General features: G+C 38.2%; 19 protein-coding genes and 1 other annotated feature. All 19 genes read left to right on the top strand.

Annotation, left to right across the window (positions count from 1 at the left end; all coding sequences use genetic code 11):
• Positions 1–16: 16 nt before the first annotated feature.
• The 19 genes from ACIQXI_RS12300 to ACIQXI_RS12210 all read left to right on the top strand — a co-directional run bounded on the left by ACIQXI_RS12300 (position 17) and on the right by ACIQXI_RS12210 (position 17,104).
• Positions 17–1,933 (top strand): stage V sporulation protein D, encoded by a 1,917-nt coding sequence (locus tag ACIQXI_RS12300; RefSeq protein ID WP_402925062.1) that lies wholly within the window; start codon positions 17–19, stop codon positions 1,931–1,933.
• 125 nt (positions 1,934–2,058) lie between these two features.
• Entirely contained in the window at positions 2,059–3,033 is a 975-nt protein-coding gene (gene mraY, locus ACIQXI_RS12295) for a phospho-N-acetylmuramoyl-pentapeptide-transferase (RefSeq protein WP_402925060.1), read from the top strand.
• The gene (gene murD, locus ACIQXI_RS12290; RefSeq protein WP_402925058.1) at positions 3,030–4,379 is read left to right on the top strand and encodes a UDP-N-acetylmuramoyl-L-alanine--D-glutamate ligase; all 1,350 of its coding nucleotides are present in this window, start codon (positions 3,030–3,032) and stop codon (positions 4,377–4,379) included. Before mraY ends, murD begins: the two co-directional genes overlap by 4 nt.
• Positions 4,380–4,419: 40 nt before the next feature.
• On the top strand, positions 4,420–5,499 hold the full coding sequence (gene ftsW / locus ACIQXI_RS12285; protein WP_402925056.1) for a putative lipid II flippase FtsW: 1,080 nt from the start codon (positions 4,420–4,422) through the stop codon (positions 5,497–5,499).
• A gap of 22 nt (positions 5,500–5,521) precedes the next feature.
• Complete coding sequence (locus ACIQXI_RS12280) at positions 5,522–6,376, top strand: cell division protein FtsQ/DivIB (RefSeq protein ID WP_402925054.1); 855 nt, start codon at positions 5,522–5,524, stop codon at positions 6,374–6,376.
• A complete protein-coding gene (locus tag ACIQXI_RS12275; RefSeq protein ID WP_402925052.1) occupies positions 6,354–7,082 on the top strand; it encodes a DUF881 domain-containing protein in 729 nt (242 codons plus the stop codon). Before ACIQXI_RS12280 ends, ACIQXI_RS12275 begins: the two co-directional genes overlap by 23 nt.
• Before the next feature lie 119 nt (positions 7,083–7,201).
• A complete protein-coding gene (locus ACIQXI_RS12270) occupies positions 7,202–7,921 on the top strand; it encodes a DUF881 domain-containing protein (RefSeq protein WP_402925049.1) in 720 nt (239 codons plus the stop codon).
• A 3-nt stretch (positions 7,922–7,924) separates the two neighbouring features.
• Positions 7,925–8,296: a small basic family protein gene (locus ACIQXI_RS12265; protein ID WP_402925047.1), complete on the top strand. Its 372-nt coding sequence runs from the start codon at positions 7,925–7,927 to the stop codon at positions 8,294–8,296.
• 94 nt (positions 8,297–8,390) lie between these two features.
• Positions 8,391–9,674: a cell division protein FtsA gene (gene ftsA / locus ACIQXI_RS12260; RefSeq protein ID WP_402925045.1), complete on the top strand. Its 1,284-nt coding sequence runs from the start codon at positions 8,391–8,393 to the stop codon at positions 9,672–9,674.
• A 53-nt stretch (positions 9,675–9,727) separates the two neighbouring features.
• The gene (gene ftsZ / locus ACIQXI_RS12255; protein WP_402925043.1) at positions 9,728–10,885 is read left to right on the top strand and encodes a cell division protein FtsZ; all 1,158 of its coding nucleotides are present in this window, start codon (positions 9,728–9,730) and stop codon (positions 10,883–10,885) included.
• 208 nt (positions 10,886–11,093) lie between these two features.
• Complete coding sequence (locus ACIQXI_RS12250; RefSeq protein ID WP_402925041.1) at positions 11,094–11,933, top strand: sigma-E processing peptidase SpoIIGA; 840 nt, start codon at positions 11,094–11,096, stop codon at positions 11,931–11,933.
• A gap of 13 nt (positions 11,934–11,946) precedes the next feature.
• Positions 11,947–12,654 (top strand): RNA polymerase sporulation sigma factor SigE, encoded by a 708-nt coding sequence (gene sigE, locus ACIQXI_RS12245; protein WP_024362133.1) that lies wholly within the window; start codon positions 11,947–11,949, stop codon positions 12,652–12,654.
• A 114-nt stretch (positions 12,655–12,768) separates the two neighbouring features.
• Positions 12,769–13,542: an RNA polymerase sporulation sigma factor SigG gene (sigG, locus tag ACIQXI_RS12240; protein ID WP_024362132.1), complete on the top strand. Its 774-nt coding sequence runs from the start codon at positions 12,769–12,771 to the stop codon at positions 13,540–13,542.
• Between the two features lie 181 nt (positions 13,543–13,723).
• Positions 13,724–13,960 carry a YlmC/YmxH family sporulation protein gene (locus ACIQXI_RS12235; RefSeq protein WP_173477847.1) on the top strand — a complete coding sequence of 79 codons (237 nt, stop codon included), beginning with the start codon at positions 13,724–13,726 and terminating at the stop codon, positions 13,958–13,960.
• Between the two features lie 150 nt (positions 13,961–14,110).
• Entirely contained in the window at positions 14,111–14,815 is a 705-nt protein-coding gene (locus ACIQXI_RS12230; RefSeq protein WP_402925039.1) for a YggS family pyridoxal phosphate-dependent enzyme, read from the top strand.
• Entirely contained in the window at positions 14,799–15,293 is a 495-nt protein-coding gene (locus tag ACIQXI_RS12225; protein WP_402925036.1) for a cell division protein SepF, read from the top strand. The genes ACIQXI_RS12230 and ACIQXI_RS12225 overlap by 17 nt, the downstream gene beginning before the upstream one ends.
• A gap of 20 nt (positions 15,294–15,313) precedes the next feature.
• The gene (locus ACIQXI_RS12220) at positions 15,314–15,592 is read left to right on the top strand and encodes a YggT family protein (protein ID WP_402925034.1); all 279 of its coding nucleotides are present in this window, start codon (positions 15,314–15,316) and stop codon (positions 15,590–15,592) included.
• A 103-nt stretch (positions 15,593–15,695) separates the two neighbouring features.
• A complete protein-coding gene (locus tag ACIQXI_RS12215; protein WP_402925032.1) occupies positions 15,696–16,484 on the top strand; it encodes a YlmH family RNA-binding protein in 789 nt (262 codons plus the stop codon).
• A gap of 95 nt (positions 16,485–16,579) precedes the next feature.
• Positions 16,580–17,104, top strand: a complete 525-nt coding sequence (locus tag ACIQXI_RS12210) for a DivIVA domain-containing protein (RefSeq protein WP_402925030.1) — start codon at positions 16,580–16,582, stop codon at positions 17,102–17,104.
• A 90-nt stretch (positions 17,105–17,194) separates the two neighbouring features.
• Positions 17,195–17,417, top strand: a binding site (T-box leader).
• The last annotated feature ends 12 nt before the right edge of the window (positions 17,418–17,429 follow it).

Genomic DNA, 17,429 nt, shown 5'->3' with positions numbered 1-17,429 from the left:
CAAGGTGTGATGTCGAATGAAGTGGATTTCTATCCATTCCAAAAAGCGTTTACGTATTTTGTATGTATTGTTTATGTGTGTAGCAGTAGCGATTGTCATTCGGTTATTTGTATTACAAGTATTTGATCAGAAAGAATTGACACAAAAAGCAGAAGAAAACTGGGATCGTGAAATTCCATTTGCCAATGAACGAGGACATATTACAGATCGAGATGGTAATAGTATTGTGACGAATAAGCTGGCGCCAACCTTATATTTTATGCCTTCACAAAGTAAGGATATCGAAGGTGCCGCAGCTAAAATTGCCCAAGTACTAGAAGTCGATAAACAAAAATTACTGGAAAAGATGCAGCAAAAAGCATATTTAGTAAAGCTTGCGCCTGAGGGGAAAAATATTTCCTATGAAAAGGCTGTTGAGTTGCAAGGAATGCAAATTGAAGGATTGTACAGTGGGGTAGATTACTCTAGGGATTATCCTTATGGTACGCTATTATCTCGCTTTTTAGGCTTTACAGGTTATGATGCACAAGGGTTAGCAGGCATTGAATATGAATATGACAAACTATTGAGCGCTAATTCATCTGCTATACGGTTGTTTACCGATGCCAAAGGTAATAACTTACCGAATGTCGCAAGTGCTTGGAAAGCAGGCGATGATGGATCGACGATAGAACTAACAATTGATGTAGATGTACAGCAAGTTGTGGAACGAGAGTTATCACAGGCGATGGAGCGTTATGAAGCTGATCAGGCCATGGCCGTTGCGATGAATCCGAATACGGGGGAAATACTCGCTTTAGCATCCTATCCAACTTTTCATCCAGCTGAATATCAATTAGTCGAACCAGCAATTTATAATCGAAATTTACCGGTATGGATGACGTATGAGCCCGGTTCAACATTTAAAATTATTACGCTTAGTGCAGCATTAGAAGAGAACTTGGTAGACTTAGAAAAGGATACTTTTTATGATCAAGGTTTTACAATGGTTGCGGGTGCTCGCTTGCGCTGTTGGAAACGTGAAGGGCATGGCCATGAAACGTTTTTAGAAGTTGTACAAAATTCTTGTAACCCAGGCTTTATTGAATTAGGTCAACGTTTGGGTGGTGACAGATTATTAAAGTATATTAAAGACTTTGGCTTTGGTGAAAAAACAGGCTCCAATATTGCCGGTGAAGCTTCGGGCATATTATTTTCTAAAGATGCATTTGGTCCAGTAGAGCAAGCGACAACCTCATTCGGTCAAGGGGTAGCCGTCACACCGATTCAGCAGGTGCAGGCAGTAGCTGCTGCTGTTAATGGGGGCAAGCTTTATACGCCATATGTTGTGAAAAAGATTTTTAATCCGGATACTGGTGAGACAATTAAGGAGACGGAACCTGTTATGAAAAGGCAAGTGATTCGTGAGGAAACGTCTGTGAAAGTACGTGAAGCGTTAGAATCGGTTGTAGCGAAGGGCTCAGGTCGACAAGCTTTTCGAGATGGTCTGCGTATCGGGGGTAAAACAGGTACTGCGCAAAAAGTGGAAAATGGACGCTATAAAGACGGTGAATATATCGTATCATTTATAGGTTTTGCACCAGCTGATAATCCGCAAATCGTTGTCTATGTAGCAGTGGATAATCCGAAGAAAACAACGCAATTCGGTGGTGTTGTAGCAGCACCGATTGTAGGTCAAATTATTGAAGATGCAGCACCCTTTGTCGGCATTGAAAAATCAAAGGAACAGCTTGAAAAAGATTACCGTTGGGGAGACCCTATTACTGAGAAAGTTCCTAACTTTATAGGCCAAACGAAGGATGATATTGCCAAGCAACATTATCCATTCCGCATTCAATGGCATGGAGAAGGGACTAAAATTGGTAGTCAATTACCTGAAGTGGATAGTGTTATCAAACAAGATGGCACCATACATTTATATTTAGTGAACTAATGTAACTTTACCTTTAAAAAAAGGGAAAGAACCACTATTATTATGAAGGGTAGTAATAAATATATGAGAGTTTGTACTTTTTTCGTGAAGAAGAAAGTGAAACAAGATTTAAAGGAGATTTTTCAATGAAACTCGCAACAACGCTTACCATTTTAGCTATTGCTTTTTTAGTAACAGTTATCTTGGCACCAATTAGTATTCCGCTTCTTCGTCGATTGAAGTTTGGGCAAAGTATTCGTGAAGAAGGACCAAAATCACATATGAAAAAAGCAGGCACACCGACAATGGGAGGCATTATTTTTTTACTTGCCATCATTCTCACAACGGTCGTAATCGGCAGCTTTTTAGATTTATTTACCACACAAACCGTGGTCCTTTTACTTGTATTAGTAGGTTTCGGATTAATTGGCTTATTAGATGACGGCTTAAAGGTCGTTTTTAAACGTAATTTAGGGTTAACATCCATTCAAAAGCTAATAGGGCAAATAGTCATTGCAATCATTGCGTACTTCCTATTGCACTTCAGTTCTTTTGATACAACATTAGCCATTCCATTTACAGATTGGACAGTTGATATTGGTGTATTTTATATCGCCTTTTTAATTTTCTGGTTAGTAGGTTTTTCTAATGCTGTCAACTTAACTGATGGTTTGGATGGTCTTGTGGCAGGTACAGCATCGATTGCTTTTGCAGCATTTGGTGTTATTGCGCTATTCCAAGATCAAGCCGATATCGCATTATTTACATTTGCAGTAACAGGTGCATTATTAGGGTTTTTACTATTCAATGCCAATCCTGCCAAAGTATTTATGGGAGACACAGGTTCTCTCGCCCTTGGTGGCGCGCTTGCCATGGTATCCGTTTTAGTGAAAGAAGAGTTTTTACTCGTGTTAGTTGGATTAGTGTTCGTTATTGAAACACTTTCTGTTATTTTACAGGTAGGTAGCTTTAAAATTCGTAAAAAACGGATTTTCAAAATGAGTCCTATCCATCATCATTTTGAACTATCAGGTTGGTCAGAATGGAAAGTTGTACTTGTCTTTTGGTCAACTGCTTTAGCAGTAGCATTGATTGCAGTCTTATCGGAGGCGTTCTTATGAGAGAATATACAGATTTACAACATAAAAAAGTTCTTGTTTTAGGTTTAGCTAAAAGTGGTGTGGCAGCAGCGGAAATTTTGCATGAGCTTGGCGCCTTTGTAACAGTTAACGATTCTAAACCATTTGATGAAAGCCCAGATGCACAAGGGTTATTGCAAAAGGGTATTACAGTAATTTGTGGACGTCATCCAGAAGATTTACTTGATGAAGGATTTGAACTCGTTGTCAAAAACCCTGGTATCCCATACAGCAATAAAATTGTAGCGGATGCCATCAGTCGAGAAATTCCTGTATGGACAGAAATAGAACTTGCTTATTTAATTAGCGATGCACCATTTATTGGTATTACAGGTTCGAACGGTAAAACGACAACGACGACATTAATATTTGAGATGTTGGAAAATGGTGCGAAAAAACCGTTAATCGCAGGGAATATCGGTACTGTAGCATGTGGAGTAGCAAGAGAAGCTCAAGCAGATAATGTCATTGTCACAGAGCTTTCTTCATTCCAACTGATGGGTATTCAAACGTTCAAACCGAAAATCTCTATTTTAACAAATCTTTATGATGCACATCTTGATTATCATGGCACATTTGATAATTACGCTGAGGCAAAATTTGGTGTAACGCGAAATCAAGATGAACATGATTATTTCATTTACAATGCTGATCAGCCAATTGTCGTAGGCTATGCAGCAAAATCAAAAGCACAAAAAGTACCTTTTTCTTCGAAAGGTCGCACTGAGCAAGGGATTAGTGCAGATGAGACAACAATCTATTGGCAAGGTGAACCGTTTATGGACCGTGCAAATATCGCGCTGCCTGGTAAACATAATCTGGAAAATATTTTAGCAGCTGTTGCAGCTTGTCTGTTGATAGGCTGTGACAAAGCTAAAATGGAAGAGGTTCTAGCTAAATTTGGCGGCGTACGTCACCGTACACAATTTGTCCGTGAGTGGAATGGGCGTAAAATATACAATGACTCTAAAGCTACGAATTGCTTAGCAACGAAAAGTGCGCTAGACGCATTCCAAGCACCTGTTATTTTGCTTGCCGGTGGTTTGGACCGTGGACATTCCTTTGAAGAGCTACGAGCTTGTATGGGGCATGTAAAGGGCGTTGTAGCGTTCGGGGAAACAGGCTTACGCTTTGTTGAGTTTGCTAAGTCTTGTGGTGTTGCGCAAACAGTCATAGCGCAAAATGTAGAAGATGCTGTTCATTATGCAGCACCGATGTCTGCAGAAGGGGATGTTATTTTACTATCACCTGCTTGTGCAAGTTGGGATCAATATGACAGTTTTGAAATTCGTGGTGACGTATTTATTGATGCTGTAATGAAGCTGTAATGAGCCTGTAACTATTTTAGAATATACTTGACGTGGAAGGATGGCATTACTGAGAGGGAAAGAAAGCTACTTATTGCTCGTCACAACTTTGTTACTATCAATAATCGGCATTATTTTCGTCTATTCTGCAGGTACCTATTGGAGTGCCGTTCATTATAGTGGAAAAATGCCGTTTTATATGAAGCAAAGTATGTATTTTGTGGTAGGCATTATCGTGTTTCTCATTACCATTCGATTAAACATTTTGAAAGAACAGTCCTTTTGGAAAATGGCTTATCTATTTTCTTTAGTGTTACTAGTTCTTGTGTTAATACCAGGGATCGGTCTTGAACGAAATGGATCTCAAAGTTGGATAGGTGTAGGACCGTTAACAATCCAACCTGCTGAATTAACGAAAATTACAGTCCTCGTATACATTAGTCATATTTTGGCACAGCATAAAACTGGAACGCCAGTCGTTAATTGGCGACATGCCGTTATTGTTGTCATACCAGTTGTTTTAATTATGCTTCAGCCCGATTTTGGCTCTGTCTTTATACTTGTAGTTTCTGTCTTTTTACTGTTATTCGTTGCAGGCTATCCGCTTAAGCTTTATGCGATGATTATGGTGGCGGGCGTTGCTGGATTAGTAGGGTTAATTGCAACAGCACCGTATCGACTAAAGCGCATTGAAGCGTTTCTTGATCCATGGGCAGACCCCTTAGTCAGTGGATTTCAGGCAGTACAATCGTTAATGGCTATAGGCCCAGCAGGGATTTTTGGACATGGCTTTGGCCAAAGTAGGCAAAAATTTTTATATTTACCTGAACCGCAAAATGATTTTATTTATGCGATCATCTTAGAAGAAATCGGTCTAGTAGGTGGACTCGTTATTTTAGCACTATTTGTACTGACAATATACGCTGGTTATAAATTTGCGGTACAGGCGAAATCACGAACATCCTATTATGCGATTATTGGACTTGTGACAATGCTAACTGTCCAAGCGTTTTTAAACATAGCTGTCGTTATCGGTTTAGTTCCTGTAACCGGTGTCACATTACCTTTTATTAGCTATGGTGGAACATCTTTAGTCACAATGTGGCTAATAATAGGTATTATTTATCAATTAGCGAAATAAATATAAAGGAGGAGTACTTTTTATGGAGAAAGTAATTGATATAGAAGATCGCATCCCTACGCTAAAACAGCGACGAAAAAAGCGTACAAATCGCAAATTCATTGTCCTAATATTACTTTTCTTTTTAGTGCTAGCTGTACTCCTTTATTTTCAATCTCCTTACAGTGATATTAAAAGCATTACGGTGAACGGTGCTCAACTAGCTGACGAACAGTACTATTTGGAAGCTAGTACACTTGCACCAGGAAAGTCGATGTGGGGTTTTACGGTAAAAGATGTAGAGCAGGCATTACTAAAGGACAAATGGGTGCAAGAGGCCCATGTCAAACGCAAATGGCTGCGAGGCGTCACGATTGATATTAAGGAATGGAAAAAGGTTGCATATTTAGCCGGTGACGGAACTTACTACCCATTATTGGAAAATGGTAAGAAGTTTGAACAGGCTGGCGACAATATCCCGATTGATGCGCCTGTATTTATTGGCATTACAGGGGAAAAAACAATTAACAAACTTGTTGAGCAATTAGCCCGTTTAAAACCTGAAGTGCTGGCCTTAATCTCACAAGTCAATACGAACAGTAATGAGGCCAATCCAAATGCAGTCAAGCTCTATATGAATGACGGCTATGAAGTTCGTGCAGTTATTCCAACATTGGCTGACAAGCTAAATTACTATCCTTCAATTGTTGCTCAAATTGCAGATTTAGAAAAGGGTGTTATCGACTTAGAGGTTGGTTCCTATTACCGTCCTTTTAATGAAGAATACAACAAAGTCAGCATTGATATGGTGGACAACCCTGATGAACAAGTGGACAACCCTGACGAAAATGCAGTCGACCAGGAAGTGAATGAAGATGAACAACAAGAAACAGAATAGCAAAGGAAATTTCTTCACAAGGAAACAATTTGAGCTGCTCATCGTTTGTATAACAACCGGGTTTATTATCGGCTATTCTTACAACCAAGCAAAGGATAATCGACAAACAAGTTCCATTAAATCTGAGCTGTTTGAACAAGAAGATACGTATCGTGAAGAGTTAATTGAGCAGCAAGAGCGCAACAAAGAGCTAACAGAAGAAGCGAACAAGCTACAAGAAAAGATTCGGCATTACGAAAGAGATTTCGCATCGAATGAAAAAGAGTCTCAGCAATTAGTTCAAGAAGCAGAAGACTTAAGATTATTATTAGGTGATTTAAATTCAGAAGGAAAGGGTATACGTATTACGCTTCAAGATGGTGATTATGATCCTAAATCTGTAAACCCTAATGATTATATCGTCCATGAAAGTCATGTCTTTAAATTATTAAATGAATTAAAAATTTCTGGAGCACAGGCAATTGCCATTAATGGTCAACGGGTCTTGGCCAATTCCTATATAAGATGCAATGGCCCTGTAATTACAATTGACGGTAAGCAACACCCCGCTCCCTTCGTAATTGAGGCGATAGGGGATTCTGCGACACTTCGCGCTTCTCTCAATTTAAGTGGTGGTGTAGTAGATCAGTTGTTAAATGACAATATCGTTGTGTCATTAGAAGAAAATCAAAAGTTAATGATGCCTAATGTAAAAGTGGAAAGTTAACGGCATGTATAAACAACGGTAAAAGCGTCCAGAGAATTTCAATAACTTGTTTAAATGCAATCCATACAAGAAATGATTTCAAGGAGTAATTGTTTGCGATACGTCTAGGAGGGGCTATTTTGAAAAAAAATATGTACACCCGAATAACGATCGTGCTATTTATTATCGGTTTGATGATAGCGGTACAATACAATACCATTCAAAAACCAGCTGAGCGAGATACACGAGATATTTGGGCCATACGAGAGGAATTAGCAGAAGAAAAGCAAAGGCATTCCACATTATTAGCAGATATTCGCTCACTTAATGAGGTAGTGGGTCGCTATGAGCAATCTGAAAAAAATAATTTACAAGTTGTTTTAAATGACACAGTTGAGCAATTGAAGAAACAAGCAGGTCTAACGGACATTACAGGTCCAGGGGTTGTTCTCCGAGTGGAACCTGCACCAGAATTAGTGGCGATGGGGTATGAAATGAAAGAGATTTCTCCGGATTTACTTACTCAATTACTGAATGAATTATTTAAATATGATGCAGCGAGTGTAGCCATTGATGGCAATCGAATTGTCCAAACTTCAGCCATTAGGGACATCAATGGGAGAACAACGGTGAACAGTGTAGCACTTTCATCACCCCCTTTTGAAATTTATGTTGGGACAAGCACATATAAAGCGGCACAAAAAATGTATAATTCTATTCAAGCGTCCACATTTATCGATTCATTTTATTTAGATAATTTTAAATTAGTGATAGAGGAGCCGACTGCACAGTTAACCATACCGGCATTCGATCAGCCATTGACGAATGATTATTTAACAGAGGTCAAAAAAGGAGATTAATTTATGTGGCTACCATTTCTAGGTTTGGTATTTGGACTAGCACTTGGCTTGTTAACAAATATCCAAATTCCCTCTATCTATGAAAATTATTTGTCAATAGCAGTTTTGGCGGCATTAGATACATTATTTGGAGGCATTCGGGCTCAATTACAGCAAGTATATGACGATAAAGTATTTGTATCAGGTTTCTTTTTTAATATAGTTCTTGCGGCGGGTTTGGCTTTTTTGGGTGTGAACTTAGGTGTAGATTTGTATTTAGCAGCCATTTTCGCTTTTGGAGTACGTTTGTTCCAAAATATAGCAATAATTAGGCGTATTTTACTAACCCGCTTAGATGAGAAACGTCACAATAAGAAAAAAACTTCCATAGAATGAGAGAAAAATTGACCAAAATACTCGATTTGCTTAGACATTATGCAAGATTTACAATAGAATGAAATTAAGAGCATTTTCAAGGAGGTGCAGCGAATTGAATCAGCAGGAATTGTATATATCACTCGATATAGGATCTTCCTCTATCAAAGTATTAATAGGTGAAATGAGCGACGGACAATTACACGTAATTGGGGTCGGCAATGTAAAATCGAATGGGGTTCGAAAAGGTGCAATTGTTGATATCGATGCAACAGTTCAATCTATTCGAAAAGCCGTAGAACAAGCAGAACGAATGACTGGTTATCAAATCGAGGAAGTCGTTTTAGGCGTTCCAGCTAACCAAACGATGTTACAACTAGTTAAAGGTGTTGTCGCTGTAAATAGTGAAAATAGAGAAATTACAGATGATGATTTAGACAGAGTGGTAGAATCTGCACAAGTCATGTCAATACCTCCTGAACGTGAATTAGTCAACATCATTCCAAGACAATTTATAGTAGATAATTTAGACGAAATTAAAGATCCAAGAGGTATGATTGGTATTCGTCTCGAAATGGATGCGACAATGATTACGACCTCTAAAACGTTGTTACACAATGTACTTCGTTGCGTAGAGAAAGCAGGACTAAGCATTAGAGAGATTTATTTACAACCACTGGCGGCTGGTTTTTTTGCATTAACAGAAGATGAGAAAAACCAAGGAACTGCTTTTATTGAAATGGGTGGTGGTTCAACAACTATCGCTGTTTTCGAAGAAGGGCTACTGACACATACTGGCGTCATTCCTGTAGGTGGCGACCATATTACAAAAGACATTTCAATTGTTTTAAAAACACCGACTGATCAAGCGGAGCAAATTAAACATCAATTTGGACATGCCTTTTACGATGATGCGTCAGATGATGAACTCTTTGAAGTACCGGTTGTCGGTACAGATTCTAGAGATCAGTACAGCCAACGTTATATTTCTGAAATTATTGGTGCACGTTTAGAAGAATTGTTTGAACTAGTAATTGATGAGTTAGCACGTCTGGGCGTTCGAGACCTGCCAGGTGGCGTTGTTTTAACAGGTGGTGTTGCAAAGTTAGAAGGTATTGCTCAATTGGCACGCCAAATATTGCAAACGCGTGTTAGAATATATACTCCGGATTACATTGGCGTTAGAGAGCCTTCATTTACGACGGCAGTTGGACTGATTCGTTACGCCTATCTAGAAGATGATTTTTATGGAAAAGGTACGAATACGCAGCCTATTGAGTATGCGGTTGTCGGTGCTCAAGCACCTGCATCTAAAAAGCAAGAATATGCTACACCTTCAGAATCAAAAGGAAGCGTAATCGGTAGAGCAAAAAAATTATTTGATAAATTTTTTGATTAAGTTGAATGCGTAATGAATGATAAAGAGTCGAGTTACCGTGGGAGGAAAATAGAATGTTAGAATTTGATACAAGTGTTGATCAACTTGCAGTTATAAAAGTCATTGGTGTGGGTGGTGGCGGTAACAACGCTGTAAACCGAATGATAGAACATGGTGTACAAGGTGTTGATTTCATCGCAGTGAACACAGATGCACAAGCTTTAAATTTATCAAAAGCTGAAATAAAGTTACAGATTGGAACAAAACTTACGCGTGGTTTAGGGGCAGGTGCTAATCCAGAAGTAGGGAAAAAAGCGGCTGAAGAAAGTCGTGAACAACTAGAAGAAGTATTACGCGGTGCCGATATGGTATTCGTAACAGCTGGCATGGGTGGTGGCACAGGTACTGGTGCTGCACCAGTTATCGCACAAATTGCTCGTGATTTAGGATCGTTAACAGTGGGTGTCGTAACACGACCATTTACTTTTGAAGGACGTAAACGACAAACACAGGCAATCGGTGGTATTGGCGGTATGAAAGAAGCCGTAGATACATTGATCGTTATTCCAAACGACAAACTATTACAAATTGTCGATAAATCGACGCCAATGTTAGAAGCATTCCGTGAAGCGGATAACGTTTTACGTCAAGGTGTACAAGGTATTTCGGATTTAATTGCCACACCAGGTCTTATTAACTTAGACTTTGCTGACGTAAAAACAATTATGTCTAACAAAGGTTCTGCATTAATGGGTATTGGTATTGCAACAGGTGAAAATCGTGCTGCAGAGGCGGCTAAAAAAGCTATTTCAAGTCCATTACTTGAATCATCAATTGACGGCGCTAAAGGTGTATTGATGAATATTACAGGCGGATCTAACCTTAGCTTATTTGAAGTACAAGAAGCGGCAGATATCGTGGCATCAGCTTCAGATGAAGAGGTGAATATGATTTTCGGTTCTGTTATTAACGAAAATCTAAAAGATGAAATTATCGTAACGGTTATTGCTACTGGTTTCACAGAAGAGGCTTTACAACAAGGCCGAGGCAATGTGCGTCCGAGCATTAATAATAATAGACAAGCTGCTCCACAACAACAAGCACCAATTCGTGAGCAACGTCAAGAAGTACATGTGCAACAAGAACAACCGCGTCAAAATCATCAAAATTATGCACAAGATGATATGCTTGAAGTACCTGCATTTTTACGTAACCGTAAAAATCGTGGATAACCAAAACTCGTATTTTACTATGTAAAATACGAGTTTTTTTTGCTTTTAAAGTGCCAGGCACGCAAACAATTCTGAATTGTTTGCGTGCCTGGCACTTTTTGTGTAAGGAAAGGATGTTTTTTGTCAAAACATTTTAAGGAAATGATGCGATTGTTTGACAATATTTGTGGCGCCGACATGCTAACTTTGTAAGTAGGAGGCGGCTGTTATGTATGGAGAATGGCTGGTGCTCATTAATACGCTTTATAATCTAGCGATACTGACGTTTACAGCAAAAGTTACAGGCGTTTTTGTAAAGAATACAAGATTATTAATGAGTTCAATTATTAGTAGTTTTATAGCTGTCATAGGTGGTCAAACGCTGTTGACGATTGTGCTAAGTTTTATTGTACTGATTGGTCTAGCTTTTCGCTTTAAACTTCGAAGCTTTCAAAAGCAAGGTCCTATCGTCTTAACTGCAACGATTGTTATTGGCGGACTGTTAACAGCATTACAACCGTATTTAAAGAATCTATCTGTCATGCATTTTATTGTACTTTGCTTATTGCTGGCATTTGCTAACCTCATACTTTTTTACAAGCAATGGGGCTTTGTAAAACTAGAGCGTGTAAGTGGACAATTTGTTTTTCAAACGACTTTAAAGATTTTTGATAAAGTCATCCCACTTTCGGCGTTTGTAGATACAGGGAATCAATGTATTGAGCCGTTGTCAGGGAAACCTGTCCATTTCGTTTCATATACAGCGCTAAAACCTTATTTACCAGCAGCAATTTGTGAATCATTATTGCAATGGCAAGAAACAGATCCTTACGATGTATCGATGTTTTCAGTAGATTATCAGCGTCTTATACGATTTATTCATGTCAATACTGTGCAACAACAAGCTGTTGTATTAGGCTTTCGCTTCGATGAATTGCATATCAAAGGAGAGTCGTCTCTTTCACAAGTAAAAACAAATGAATATATCGTCTTAACAAAAAAAGCTAAAAATTTTCCGCATAGCACAGCAGCAATTTTACATTTTTCAGCGCTTTCAAATAACTCATAGAGGGGGAGAACTATTGCTTCTTAGGCTACTTGCTAGCTTGAAAAAATTATGGGGTAAGTTTCGGAGTCGTGAAACGTACTATATAGGGGGAAATGATTCATTGCCAGTGCCACTAAGTCGAGAAGAAGAAGTCACAGTCATTGCATCCTTTATGAACGGAGATTTACGAGCTAGAGATACACTTATTGAACGTAATTTACGTCTTGTTGTTTATATTGCTAGACGTTTTGATAATACGGGAACGCCGATTGAAGATTTAATTAGTATTGGTTCGATTGGCTTAATAAAAGCGATTGAAACGTTCAATACCGATAAAAATATTAAACTTGCGACGTATGCATCGCGTTGTATTGAAAATGAAATTTTGATGCATTTACGTAAGACAAGTCGCATGAAGGGTGAAGTATCACTAGATGAACCACTAAATTCAGATGCAGACGGAAATGAATTACTATTGTCTGATATTTTAGGGACAGAGGAACATATTATTTTAGATAATGTTGAAAAGAAAATCGAACGTCAGCATATGTTCCATGCCATTAATTTATTAGGTGCTCGTGAAAGATATATTATGGAATGTCGCTTTGGTTTAAACGGTAAAATTGAAATGACCCAAAAAGAAGTAGCAGATCATTTAGGTATTTCGCAATCCTATATTTCGAGGTTAGAAAAGAAAATTATTCAAGATTTACGTGAAAATTTGAATCAACCAATATCGTAGAGAGGGAAATTTATCCTACCTAAAATTGGTCGCATTATTTCTGCATATTCTCGATTCTGTCGGACAAACTGATGTAACGGTTTAGTCAGAGAATAACATCCGGAGGAATCGATTATGCGAACAAAAGTAGATCTTTGCGGCTTAGATACATCGACTTTGCCAATTTTAAAGCACGAAGAAATGAAGGAACTCTTCATTCGTTTACAAGCAGGAGAAACCGAGATTCGTGAAGAGCTTGTCATGTGCAATTTAAGGTTAGTGCTAAGTATTGTCGGACGCTTTGCCTATAGGGGTGAACAGGCAGATGATTTATTTCAGGTAGGCTGTATCGGCCTCATGAAAGCCATTGATCATTTCGATTTAAAGCATAATGTACGATTTTCAACATATGCTGTACCAATGATCATTGGGGAAATTCGTCGCCATCTGCGTGATCATCATGCACTACGTGTTTCTCGTTCTCTTCGAGATATTGCGTATAAGGCGATGCAGGCAAAAGAGCAATGGATAACCGATAATTTGCGAGAACCAACGATTGAAGAAATTGCTGAAATGATTGACATGAAAAAGGAAGATGTATTATTTGCTTTAGATGCCATACAAGACCCAGTTTCATTACAGGAGCCAATTTATGCAGACGGTGGAGACGCTGTTTATATGATGGACCAATTACGTGATGATGATGTATCAGAAGATCAATGGGTTGCTTACGTATCTGTCAAAGAAAGCTTGCAAAAATTAGATGTGCGCCAGCAGATGATCGTAGCGAAGCGTTTTTATTACGGTGAGACGCAAACTGAAATTGCAAAAGAATTAGGGATTTCCCAAGCGCAAATTTCACGTCTTGAAAAAAATGCCATCGAAACAATGCAAAAAGATTATAAGTAAGTAGACAATGCGCACCCGAAACTTCGGTGCGCATTTTATCTTCATTGTTTTCATGCAAATAAGAAGTAAAGCTGTGGTAGCGCTCATAGAATTGAAATGAAAGCAATACAACAGCGAATCAATAAGCATTGTTCGTGTTTTAGAAAATACAATGGTAATTGATTTACTAGGAGGGATACAGATGCGATTTTCTATGTTACAGCAAAAAGAAGTGATAGAAGCAGGAAATGGGCGGTTTTTAGGCTTTGTTGTAGATGCAGAGGTATCAAAAGAAACAGGCTATGTCACGGCGTTTATGATTGCAGAGCCACGTAAGTATTTAGGGTTTTTTAGAGGTGAAGAGTCTATTAGAAAAGTCTATATGAAAGATGTTTTAGTAGTGGGCAAGGATGTTATTTTAGTAAAGGCATTATCCTAGAATCATAGCATTTTATTTAGTAAGACTGTAGCCCCTCATTTCGTTTAAACTGTGTAAAGGTACTAGCATTAATAGGTCAGGCTATTCATTGATAAATAAAGAGTTGCTTGTTACAATAAAGGAAACTAAGTTGTAAAGTTGGGAAAAACAGTGACGAAAATCTTAACAAATTTAGACAAAATTAATAATCAAATACAAGCAGCACAACAGCGTTCAAACAATGCAGCAAAAAATGTTCAAATAATTGCTGTCACAAAAGAGGTTTCTGTTGAGCGCACACAAGAAGCCATTGATGCAGGGCTTATACATTTAGGTGAAAATCGCCCAGAAGGCTTAAAACAAAAAACTGAAGCTATTCAAGCAAATGTACACTGGCATTATATTGGCTCTTTACAAACGCGAAAAGTTAAACAAGTTATTAATGATATTGATTACTTACATTCATTAGATCGTGTAAGCTTAGCTGAAGAAATTGAAAAAAGAGCGACAAAACCAGTGAAATGTTTTGTACAAGTTAATGTGTCAGGTGAACAATCAAAGCATGGTTTAACAGAAGAAGAGACGATAAATTTTATCGCAGCATTACAAAACTTTACGAAAATTCAAGTGGTAGGTCTTATGACAATGGCACCGAATACAGAAGACGAAACTACTATTCGCTCTGTATTTAAGCAATTAAAACAATGTCAACAGCAAATAGCCGAACGAGGATTCGCACACGCGCCTTGTACCGAGTTATCAATGGGCATGTCAAATGACTTTGAAATAGCGGTAGAGGAAGGGGCTACATTCGTTCGAATCGGAACGGCTCTTGTTGGAAATGAAAGAGGGGAACAGGATGAGCATGAAAAATAAAATTAAAAACTTCTTTTATCTTGAAGAAGACATAGAAGAAGAAATCACGCAAGCTCCTATTCAACAGCAACAACCCGTGCAACAACCGATTCAAGCAGCGAAACCTTCTAAAAAGGTTATTAAAGAACGTAAGGCACAAATACACGAAATTGTACCGCAAAGTACCACTGCCAATAATAATATTGTTAGTTTACAGGCAGCTATGAATACAAAAGGTGCAAAGGTTGTATTGGTAGAACCAAGAGTTTATGCAGAAGCTCAAGATATCGCTGAAAACTTAAAGAACAAACGTGCAACGATTGTGAATTTACAGCGCATAGAACGAGAGCAAGGTATACGAATTATCGACTTTTTAAGCGGTACAGTCTATGCTCTCGGTGGAGACATTCAACGCATAGGCAAAGATATCTTTTTATGCACACCAGATAATGTAGAAGTGTCTGGTGAAATTTCAAATTTTATTTTAGACGATAATTAATAGCGAGGATTGTAGTTTATATGACTTTTTATATAATTTTGAAATATGTGGATTTAGCTTTTACTGTGTACTCATTTATGCTAGTTGCCTATGTTTTATTGTCTTGGGTACCGGCAGCTCAAAGTTCAGCGTTTGGCCGTTTTCTGGAAAAATTATGCGAGCCGTATTTAGGGCTTTTCAGAAAAATTATTCCGCCTATCGGTATGATTGATATTTCTCCTATCGTGGCAATCTTTATGCTAAACTTTATTAAAAATGGGCTTTTTATTGTGTTGCAAAAATTATTCTTTATGTTTTAGTCAAAATCCTCACAGTTGGTGGGGATTTTTTATGTAAAAAGGAAATACTAGGCTTAAACAGTTTCCAATGCCAAATGGTTGAGGTAGATGAGGTGAACGATAGATGGAGCATTTAATACAACATTTTAGAAAGGACGAACAGCCTTTTATTGAGCAGGTAGTGAGTTGGCAGCGTGAGGTGGAAGATCGTTATGCACCGAAGCTGACAGATTTTTTAGATCCTAGGCAGCGTTTTATTGTGACATCTGTTATTGCTCAAAATAATACACTCGTTACGGCAAGTGAGGGCTTGTTTCATGAAGCGGAACGACAACGTATGTTAATTTTCCCAACGTATTTTGAACCACAACAGGAAGATTACCAGTTAACTGTATTTACGATTCACTACCCTGCAAGATTTGTCCAACTGCGCCATCCAGATGTTCTTGGTGCTCTATTATCATTAGGTTTAGACAGAGCTAAATTTGGAGATATACGTGTCAATGAGCAACAAGTGCAGTTTGTTGTCGCACAAGAAGTAGCAGACTATGTACGCCTTCATTTAACAGGGATTGGTAAGGTTAAAGTGCATGTTGAATTAATAAAAGAATCCCAAGCACTTATCGATAATGAGGAAGACTGGCAGGAAGAGTCTCATACGGTTTCTTCTATGCGTCTAGATGTCATTATTGCCACGGTATTAAAGGTATCTCGTCAAAAAGCCCAAGCGCTAATTACAGGCAAAAAAGTTCGTGTCAATTGGACTGAACGAGATGCTGTTGCTTTCGAGTGTCAAGAAGGGGATATTTTATCAGTACGTGGGAGCGGTCGTGTGAAAATAATAATGACAGAAGGACGAACAAAGAAAGATAAAATTCGTTTACAAATCGGTCGATTGACCCAAAAAGGTTAAAAAAGTGGGTTTTTCCATTTATTTTTACTGCTAAGTTGTTAGAACAATTGTATAATAGGAATTACGAATGTACATGTAAAGGAGAGAAGGATCGTATGCCATTATCACCTATTGATATACATAATAAGGAGTTTACAAAATCTTTCAGAGGATACGCTGAAGATGAAGTAAATGAATTTTTAGATCAAATCATTAAAGACTATGAAAAACTATTACGTGAGAAAAAAGAAGTCGATAAGCAATTAGAAATGGCTTTAGAGCAAGCGAGACATTTCAATTCTTTAGAAGAAACATTACAAAAGTCGATTGTTGTTGCACAAGAGGCAGCAGACGAAGTAAGAAGAAATTCACAAAAAGAAGCAAAGCTTATTGTGAAGGAAGCTGAAAAAAATGCGGATCGTATCGTCAATGAGGCGTTAACGAAAGCGCGCAAAGTAACAATTGAGATCGATGAGCTGAAAAAACAATCAAAAGTTTTCCGCAATCGTTTTAAAATGCTAGTAGAAGCTCAGTTAGATTTACTTAATGCAGATGATTGGGAACATTTATTGCAATACGATATTGATTTAACTGATATTCAGTCTTCTGTTGAGGAAGCACAAGAGGCAGAAGAAATGTAAATGGCGCTAGTCATATATGAATAGGACTTGACGCACTACATGGATTTTCATATACTATTGTAATAGTAATGTAAATTAGAACTGATATGCATAAAAGCAGAGATGAAGACAGTATTTGTTAGGCGCAGTTAAGCGATTTGGGGATAGTGTGAGCCCAGACAAGCAAATAACAAAGAACATCACTTCTGAGCTAAATAGCTGAACATTTAGTAAGTTATTTCGGAGTGCACAACGTTAACGTGCTTTCAAGCGGTAGTACAATTATGTACTACAACTAGGGTGGTACCGCGAGTTCAAGCTTCTCGTCCCTTATAGGGATGAGGGG

It is taken from the genome of Lysinibacillus sp. NPDC097195 (assembly GCF_044762075.1).
Lineage (GTDB): Bacteria > Bacillota > Bacilli > Bacillales_A > Planococcaceae > Lysinibacillus.
The sequence above is the reverse complement of the archived record's forward strand: the minus strand, read 5'-3'. Positions and strand labels throughout refer to the sequence as shown.